The following is an 8,402-nucleotide window of genomic DNA, read 5'->3' on the forward strand; positions in this document are numbered from 1 at the left end:
TCTGCGGGACACGGCCTAGCCCACGTCCCGCCAGGGGTCGAAGCTGCGTAGCAGCACGCGCACCTGGGCGGGGTCGGTGATCTCAGTCTCGACGCCGTTGGGCAGCGCGATGATGAGGTGAGTGTCCCGCGCGACGCACATCGCGGCCGTCGCGGCCAGGACCGCCGACCCGCCGCCGTCCACCGCCGTGGTCATCGTCAGGTCGACGACCACGCGGCGTGCGTCCTGCTCGAACGCGACCTCGATCAAGCGGTGGTAAGCCGGGGCAACGCCGCCGTCGAGCACGCCGTCCACGGTCAGAATAACTTCTCCGTCAAGAAAGACGCTTCGCAGGCTCATCCTGGCCTCCAACCACCAAGTGGCACCGGCTCTGCCGGGATTTCAGGATACGACAAGTCCGATGGCCGCTGCGAATGGCACGGGACATCGGAACAGTCACGCTTCGGCAACAGGTAATGACACACTGCGGTCGAAACGCCCGCAACCGGACGAGCGGGGTGAGGCAGGGCCCGATCGTTCTTGTTCGGGGCATCGCGGGCATCTCATTTCACCTCAGCCGGGAAGATCACCGCTCCAAGGTGTCCGCTAGGTGCGCGGTCATTGTGGTGTCGTCCAGCCGGGACCCGTCCCACGTGGTGATGAGCCGGCTGATCTTCTGGTGTTCGTCCAGTTCGAAGGCGACGATCCCGTGATTGACCCCGTTGCCCTCGTTGATCCACTCGTAACCACCGCCCTGATGGCTCCCGACCGTGTGACGGATCGCAGAGCCCGCGCCATACGGCAAGGTACGGAACGCTCGCGTGACGTAGGCGCCGATCGCCTGCGCGCCGGCCAACCGGGTGCGCAGTGCGAGATCCTCGAACGTGGCGTCGGGGGTGAACAGGCCCGCGGTGTCACCGGCGCCGAGTGCCGCATGGAGGCTGGCGGCCACCTGGCGCAGCACGGGGGAGGATTGCTCGCCGACAACTTCCTCCCCGTACGTCAGGGGAAACTGAGTTTGCGTCACCCGGAGCTGATTGGTCGCCTCGATGCCGAAGTGGCGGCCGTCCCAGTAATCGACCTGGCGGGCGACTCGGCCGTCGCGGAAGTCGACCGCGGCGATGAGGCGGATCTCGTGGCCGAACAGTTCCGGTGAGTCGGTGAAGACCACGATCGCGCTGCGCTCGTCGCCGATAATCTTGGTGGGATAGGACCGCGCCGTGACCGGCCAGGTCGGCATGTACTGGGCGAAGACGGCGCGCAGTGCCTCCCATGTCGGCATGTACCAGCCCAGCGTGGCGTCGGTGTAGAACATCGGGTTCCGCGAGAAGTGCGCCATCGTGCCGTCGACGGACCTGCTCGTCTTGTCACGAAACAAGCTCGTGACCAGCCGCGTGACCCGGGGCGTCGCGTGGCTGTCGTCCAGCGCCGGGTTCGGCACGCTCGTTTTGGCGGCCGCCGCGGCCGCCAGGGGCGCGGTCAGTGTCGTGGCCGCGATCGCGCCCATGCCGCCCAATACGCTTCGCCGAGCGAATCGCCGCATCTTCGTCTCCCAAACTTGAAGCTTCAACTATGGAAGACGAGCGTAACCGCTTTGACTTGAAGCTTCAAGGCGTTTCGTAGAATGGGCCGATGAACAGCGAACCCCGGTGGCTGGACGCGGAGGAAACGCAGGCGTGGGTCGCGTTGGTAGGCGTGCTCATCAAGGTGCCGGCCGCGTTGGACAGCGAACTACGGCGCCGGACCGGCCTGGCGCACTTCGAGTACCTCGCGATGAGCGCGCTGTCCGAGGCCGCGGCCAGGACGCTGCCGATGAGCGAGCTGGCTGTGCTGTCCAACGCCTCCCTGTCCCGGCTGTCCCACGTCATCGCCAAGCTGGAGCAACGGGGCTGGGTCACCCGCGCCTCGTGTCCCGGCAATCGGCGCGTCACCAATGTGACGCTCACCGATGCCGGGTACGCGCTGGTCGTGGAGACGGCACCGACCCATCTGGAGCTCGCCCGCAGCTTCGTGCTGGACGCCCTCACGGAGAGCCAGGTGCGGCAGCTCGCCACGATCGCGGGACGGATTCTTCGGCAGGTCGATCCGGATGCCGCGTATCCGCCACGCGGCACCGGCATCCGTGCCTGACCTGCGGAGGACCTCAGGCGTGGGCGGGTGCCTCGTCCTTGAGTGCGGACCGCAGCATGGTGCGCAGTTCCGCATCGTTGGCGTGCCCGTGCACTGACGCCACGTGTTCAGCGGCGGCCCGTACCACTTCGTCCTCCTCGCCCGCGATGGTCAACGTGCAGTTGGACTCGCTGGGCTGGTCGCGGCAGTCGATCACTTTGCGCATGACGATGGCTCCTGTCTCTCGGCTGTGGGGTTGACTCTCTTCCCGAATGGGGTGACCGTAAATACGCATTTCACGCATCTGAGCAGGTCACAGGAGGTGTCGCCATCGTTACTGTGCAGCGTTTCGCGCAAGCGGTCCGGCTCGTCAGTCAACTCGGCGATCTCGACGACCCGGCGCTGTTCCCGGTCGTGGCACTACCCGGGCTCGCTGGGCTGGTGGGCTGCGATGTGGTGACCTACAAAGAGATCAGCAATTCGACGTGGTCGGTGTTGCGCTGCGGATTCCCGTCCGGAACGCTGGATCCCGCCGCCGGTGAGGTGTTCGCGCGGGAGCAAGACGCGGTGCCGGTGAAGGTGTTCCGACCGGTAGATCAGCGGTATTTCCACGATCCCGGCCGCTACCCGAAGTTCTTCGGCAGGATCCCGATCGAATACCAGCTGGCGATGACCTTGTCCGACGCGCGGACCGTCGTTGCCGGGTTCGCGTTCAACCGCTGGACAACGGATTTCACCGAGTCGGATCGCGAATTGGTCGCCGTGCTGCGCGAGCCACTACTCAGCTGCCTGCTGCACTGCCGAGCCCGCCGGCTTGCCCAGCTCGCACTGTCCATCCCCGATCACGACGACGGCCTGGCCAGTCTCACCGACCGCGAGACCGACGTCCTCGAACTCGTGGCGGCAGGCCGCACCAACCAGGCCATCGGGCACGCCCTCGGGGTCAGCCCGCGGACCATCGCCAAACACCTCGAACACACCTACCACAAACTCGACGTGACCAACCGTGCGGCGGCGGTCGCCCGCCTGACCGCGCGGCCTTGAACTGTGCCGGACGATTCGAGGCCTAGCCGGCGAAGGTCTTCGTCGGTGGTTGAGTGGACAACGCTGCCTGGTTGAAGGTGACGGCGACTCCGTGTCCACGCAGCCGGGAGGCGCGTTGGTCGATCTTCCAGCCGTCGATCCGCACGCCGATGTCCTTGGCGCGAACGGTTTGGCCGTCGCTCAGCCGTACCCGGGCGGTGCTCGACTCGCCGGGGGCCAGGTTCAGGTAGTTGTCGCTGAACGTCGCGGGCAGGATGCGGTCGCCGGTGTGGGTGTCATATACCTGCAAATGCAGCATCAGCGCCATGGTGTCGCCGACGTTCTCGACCTCCACCGTCAGTTCAAGGTCGTCACGCCCGCGCTGCGCGGTGGCATCGACGGAGACAGCGGCCGGAGCTGCGTCGTCCAGGCTCGCGAATCCCTTGGCCCTGGAAGGGTTCTCGACCCAGTAGAAGCTGCGGACGAGTTCGGCCCCGTGCGAGTCCGTGAGTGAGAGGCGGGCGAAGGCGACGTCGGCAGGCGCAGTATTCAGCTCTGGGGCGAGGTTGCCGATCACGGTGTGGTTGGACGCTTCCGCCCCGCGGACGGGCCAGGAGGTACCGGCGAATACCGTCCCGTTCAGGTCGTACAGCGTGACGGTCACGGTGCCTTGCACCGCAGCCCGGGTGTGGTTGGCCACCACTACGTCAAGGGTGTCGCTGTTGAGGATCACGTTGACCCGCCGGCACGCGTGCTGAACCGCGTAGAACGCCGAATGCGCCTCGAGATCGTGGCTGTACATCTGCCAGACGAAACTCGGCTGCGCGGGATTGGTCATCCACATGATGACGCCGGTGCGGGGGTAGGGCCTGCCCGGTGCGACGCCGGCCATGCTCGCGGCGTGCGACTCGAAGATCGACTTGATGCACTCATAGTTCATCAGCTGGGACTTGCGGGCGAAGTCCGCGAGGTTCAGCACTTCGCCGTACCGGTTCGAGGTGAGCTCGAGGTAGCCCGCGCCGCCGCCGTTGCCCCCGTTGCCGTTGACGTCCCGGTCGGCCCAGAAGTCGTCCGGATGCTCCCACGACGTCTCGGGGAGCATCTTCTTGATGAACTCCAGCGTCGGGATCGAGTACGAGCCGACCTCGTTGTGGAACGGGGGCCAGTGCGTGCCGTCGTTGGTGGCGAAATGGGTGCCGGGGGTGACCCAGTGGTAGGGCCCGCCCGAGGTGTACCCGTTGATGGGGTCCTTGCCGGTGTCACCGGCCGAGCTGGTCAGCACGGCGCGTTGGGGGTCCAGCTCGGCGACCAGCGCGTCCAGGCCGTCGATGATCGGCTGGGGTGGCGGGCCTTCGTTGCCGCCGCACCAGAGCAGGATCGACGGGTGGTTGCGGAACCGCACGATGCAGTCGCGGATGTTGTCCAGATCGCGGACGACGTTCGCTGGCCCGGGGCCTTCGGTCGAGGAGAAGAAGTCCTGCCAGACGAGAATGCCGTTCTCGTCGCAGGCCTCGAAGAAGTCCTCGGTGCTGCTTTGGCCGTTCCAGTTCCGGATCAGGTTGAGGTTGGCGTCTCGATGCATCCGCACCTGCTCGCGGAGCCGTTGCCGCGGACTGCGCTTGAGCGCCTCGTCCAAGCCCCAGTTGCCGCCCATCACCAGGATGGGCTGGTTGTTGACGGTGATCGACAGGCAGTTGACCGAGGCGCCGGACGGTGACTCGAACGGCTTCGTGTACTCGATCCGCCGGACGCCGAAGTCCACCGCCCGCTCGTCGCAGACCTGCCCGCCGGCCTCGACGCCGATCGTGAGCCGATAGCGGTAGGGGTCGCCGTACCCGTTGGGCCACCACAGCTTTGGCCGGTCCAGCCGCAGGCAGGCGGTGTCCTGCGGAGTCAGCGTGATGGAGGACGTTCCGGCCGGCACGGTAACGGATTTTTCGAACACGTGGCCGTCGAGAGATCCTTTCACCACAACGGTTCTGGCCGTCTCGAACGCGCTGTCGAGGGTGAGGACGGTCGTGACCTCGGCCGTGCGCAGGTCAGCCGACAGCGTCGGATCGACGCGCACGTCGGCGAGCCGGACCGGGCCGGTCGTGGACCAGGTGACCGGCTGCCAGATGCCGAGATCCCGATCGGGAATGGTGGGCAGCCAGTCCCAGCCGGCCGTGCAGAAGAACGTCGGCCCATTCTTCAGGGTGATCCCGGTCGGCCCACCGTTGCGGCCGCCGCGCGTGACGCCGCTGGTGTAGCTCGGCTTCAGCGGGCCTTCGGCGTAGTCCAGCTTGCCGATCAGCACCGCGAGGTAAGCCGTGCCGCCCGCCTTGGCGGCGATGTCCGTGACATCGAAAACGCCGCGTTTGAACGCGCCCTCGATGGTGCCCACCTCGGTGCCGTTGAGCCAGATGGTCGCGAGGTAGTTGATGCCGCCGAACTCCAGCCAGAACCGCTGGCCCGGGATCAGCCGAGGCACGGGGAATGCGACCCGGTACCAGTAGCCGGTGTCCTTCAGGGTGTCCGGGATCGTGTCGGTCACGATGTGGCCGTACAGCGGATCGGGGTATTCGCCGTCGGCGATCATGCTCGTGAGCGGCGTGCCCGGCACGACGGCGGGCTTCCCACCGGGCATGGGTTGTGGGCTGGCCAACCCGTTCCCGGACAGTGTGTTCCCGTAGGCCGTCCCGTCAGCCGCCGTGTAGGTCCAGCCGTTGGTGATCTCGTGGCCGTCGGTGTGGAGAGGATGGGCGCCTGCGGTTTCGCCCGGCGCGGCGTCGGCGGTGCCTGAGAGCCCGAGTGCGCCGAGAGTGGCGCCACCGGCGATGGCGATCCCGCTTGACAGGAAACGCCTGCGGTTCAACTGGGTCACGTCGCTCCCATGCCTCATCTGACATCGTTGTCAGCGTGAATGTGAAATCCATGATCGGCAGCCGCTGATCCCTTTGTCAAGCAACCTTGGAAGGGATCAGAACTTCACCAATGGCGGTCGCCCGACGGGCAGCGGGCTGAGATGATCCAGTCGTGAGGGCGGGCCAACTCAGGAATGACGTTTCAGCGCCGCGGCCGTGGTCGGTGGCGTCGAGGTGGGGAAACCCGGAGCATGATTCCGGTGACGGTGGCGATCTTCGCTCGCGGGTGACCACGGGCCGCGCGGTGCTGGGTCTCGCGACGCTGGTCGCCGTCGGCCTCTACACCGGCACCCGGGGACCGGGACAGGTGCTGGTCGAAGAGGGCTGGGAGAAGTCGTCGAAGAACGTGGTCTTCGCGATGTGCGCCGTGCCGATATTCATGATCGGGACGTGGGTGCTGACCTCGAGTGGTCGCCGCCGGGGCTTTACACCGTTTCCGACCATCGGCCGGATCCTGCTGATGGTTGCCACGACGCTCGGCCCGATGACGCCCATCATCCTGACCGTGACGGCCGCCGAGCCGGTCCAGACCACGGCCATCTACGTGGAGCTGGGCGTGGCGTGGCTCGCCGGGATCGCCTTCCTCATCTGGCGGCGCGCCGGCTGTTTCGGCTACGTGTTGGGTGTCGTGCTTGCGCCTGTCCTCGCGCTGGCGGTACTTTTCGCCGCCATCGGCTGGCTCGTGTTCTACATCTGCTGTGTCGCGTTCTGGGCGAGCCGCACCAGCTGCTGGGTCGGACTGTTCCACCCGCTGCTCGCGCCCGCGCTGTCCGCGATCTTGGCCGTCTACTTCACCATCGACGCGGTCATCACCCTCAACACCGGGGGAGTGCCGACGAACCTGTGGCTGGCGCTGACCTTCGGCGGGGCGATCAGCACGCTCCTACTCGCGATCATCGAGCACGAGATGCTGCGCCGAAGGGACGGATACAGCTGGCGCGGCGGACCGGAGCCGATCACTCGGTGACCCGGCACAGCCACCTACGACATCGTGGAATGTCCACACTGGCCTATCCGGACAACATCGGCTTGCTGCGCGTCACCAAGGTCGGGTCGCGCTACGTGACGCTCGCGACGGGGATCATTCTGCTGGTCCGGGGTGGGCTGCAGCCCTTCGGCCGGTTGCTGTAGGCGGTGCCGCTGCCGGTGCTCGCCGCCGGCACCGTGCTGCTCATCGTCATGAAGGCCGCGCTCTCCCTCCGTGCCACGGACAAGGCGAAAGCCGAGCTCCGCAACCTCCCATCCGGCTAGCTCGCTCTCGCGCTGGGCGGGGAGCCGGCAGCTGGCCAGACCCTAAACCGGACGAGCGTTCAGCGCCTCGTTTCGTACCTGGTCAGGAGCGCGCCGCCGGGAAACGTCCGCGTCTCCACCAGGTTCAGGTTCACCCAGCTGTCCAGCGCGGTGAAGAACGGCGTGCCGCCGCCCACCAGGACCGGCACGGTGACCAGCGTGTACTCGTCGATCAGCCCGGCTCGCATGGCCGCCCCGGCGAGTGTTGCGCCGCCGATGTCCATCGGGCCGTCGTCCTCGGCCTTGAGCCGGGTGATCTCGGTGACCGCGTCGCCGGTGACCAGGCGGGTGTTCCAGTCGACCTTGTCGATCGTCGAGGAGAACACGACCTTCGGCATGCCCCGCCAGAGGCGCGCGAACTCGATCTCCGCCGGGGTAGCGTCGGGCTGCTGGTCGCCGGTCGGCCAGTGGGAGCTCATCGTCTCCCACAGCTTGCGCCCGTACAGCGACAGGCTGCTTGCCCGCATCCCGTCATGCCAGCACTGGAACAGCTCGTCGCTCGGCCTGCCCCAGCCGATGTCGTCGCCGGCCGCGGCGATGTAGCCGTCCAGGGTCACGTTCATGCCGTAGATCAGCTTCCGCATGGCGCCGGCCTTCCGTGAGTCGGTTCCCGGTGTACAGAACGGCGCGACGAGGGGACTCATCGGTGCGGGATCCGGGTTCGCAGGTAGTCCTCATGGTCGGGGCTCAGTCAACCACGTGTCCGACGCGGTGGTGAGCGGTGCGATGAGGTCGATGTGGGGCGACAGTTCAGCTCGACGCGAGTGTGCGCTTGGTGATCCCCGGTCAGCGGCGGCCGGTGGTCAGGGTGACGAGGAACTGGCCGCCGCCCGCTTCGATGGTGGCGGTCACCGGCAGCCCTGGTAGGAGTCGGGAGAACCGGTCCACCAGCCAATCCGCGGCCTCTTGGGCGTCCTGCTTGGTCGGGCAGCGGGCCACCATCTCGCGGCCCCCCTTGCGTTCCAGCCTGGCGGCAACGGTGATCAGCGGCGCGGGTTCGACCACGTACAGGCGGTCCGGCCAGGCGATGACCACCTTGACCGCGCCCTTGCGGGTGTTGCATCCGCGGTGCGCGAGCCGCTCGGCGACCTTGGCCTT

General features: G+C 67.0%; 10 protein-coding genes. 4 read left to right on the plus strand and 6 right to left on the minus strand.

The annotated features are described in order from the left end of the window. Positions 1 to 15 precede the first annotated feature (15 nt). Both JWQ81_RS02005 and JWQ81_RS02010 read right to left on the minus strand, forming a co-directional pair. Entirely contained in the window at positions 16 to 339 is a 324-nt protein-coding gene (locus JWQ81_RS02005) for an STAS domain-containing protein (protein WP_297537009.1), read from the minus strand. Positions 340 to 565: 226 nt separating this feature from the next. Beyond that, positions 566 to 1,522: a hypothetical protein gene (locus JWQ81_RS02010; protein WP_297537010.1), complete on the minus strand. Its 957-nt coding sequence runs from the start codon at positions 1,520 to 1,522 to the stop codon at positions 566 to 568. 89 nt (positions 1,523 to 1,611) lie between these two features. Here JWQ81_RS02010 and JWQ81_RS02015 point away from each other — a divergent pair, with 89 nt between their 5' ends. Continuing rightward, positions 1,612 to 2,109, plus strand: a complete 498-nt coding sequence (locus JWQ81_RS02015; protein ID WP_297537011.1) for a MarR family transcriptional regulator — start codon at positions 1,612 to 1,614, stop codon at positions 2,107 to 2,109. A gap of 13 nt (positions 2,110 to 2,122) precedes the next feature. Here the strand turns inward: JWQ81_RS02015 and JWQ81_RS02020 are convergent, their stop codons facing one another. Continuing rightward, on the minus strand, positions 2,123 to 2,314 hold the full coding sequence (locus tag JWQ81_RS02020; protein ID WP_297537012.1) for a DUF1059 domain-containing protein: 192 nt from the start codon (positions 2,312 to 2,314) through the stop codon (positions 2,123 to 2,125). Positions 2,315 to 2,427: 113 nt separating this feature from the next. On the opposite strand from JWQ81_RS02020, the gene JWQ81_RS02025 reads away from it, so the two are divergent. After that, positions 2,428 to 3,132 (plus strand): LuxR C-terminal-related transcriptional regulator, encoded by a 705-nt coding sequence (locus tag JWQ81_RS02025; protein WP_297537013.1) that lies wholly within the window; start codon positions 2,428 to 2,430, stop codon positions 3,130 to 3,132. Between the two features lie 22 nt (positions 3,133 to 3,154). Here the strand turns inward: JWQ81_RS02025 and JWQ81_RS02030 are convergent, their stop codons facing one another. Continuing rightward, positions 3,155 to 5,974 (minus strand): glycoside hydrolase family 2 TIM barrel-domain containing protein, encoded by a 2,820-nt coding sequence (locus tag JWQ81_RS02030; RefSeq protein ID WP_297537014.1) that lies wholly within the window; start codon positions 5,972 to 5,974, stop codon positions 3,155 to 3,157. A gap of 266 nt (positions 5,975 to 6,240) precedes the next feature. Here JWQ81_RS02030 and JWQ81_RS02035 point away from each other — a divergent pair, with 266 nt between their 5' ends. Further along, positions 6,241 to 6,981 carry a hypothetical protein gene (locus JWQ81_RS02035; protein WP_297537015.1) on the plus strand — a complete coding sequence of 247 codons (741 nt, stop codon included), beginning with the start codon at positions 6,241 to 6,243 and terminating at the stop codon, positions 6,979 to 6,981. 29 nt (positions 6,982 to 7,010) lie between these two features. Further along, entirely contained in the window at positions 7,011 to 7,145 is a 135-nt protein-coding gene (locus JWQ81_RS02040) for a solute carrier family 23 protein (RefSeq protein WP_297537016.1), read from the plus strand. A 179-nt stretch (positions 7,146 to 7,324) separates the two neighbouring features. Here JWQ81_RS02040 and JWQ81_RS02045 read toward each other — a convergent pair whose 3' ends face one another. Together JWQ81_RS02045 and JWQ81_RS02050 are read right to left on the minus strand one after the other, a co-directional pair. Then, a complete protein-coding gene (locus tag JWQ81_RS02045) occupies positions 7,325 to 7,888 on the minus strand; it encodes a dihydrofolate reductase family protein (RefSeq protein WP_297537017.1) in 564 nt (187 codons plus the stop codon). Between the two features lie 202 nt (positions 7,889 to 8,090). Continuing rightward, positions 8,091 to 8,402 (minus strand): hypothetical protein (locus JWQ81_RS02050; protein WP_297537018.1); only part of this gene is annotated, 312 nt, incomplete at its 5' end.

This window comes from Amycolatopsis sp. (assembly GCF_025464955.1).
Taxonomy (GTDB): domain Bacteria; phylum Actinomycetota; class Actinomycetes; order Mycobacteriales; family Pseudonocardiaceae; genus Amycolatopsis.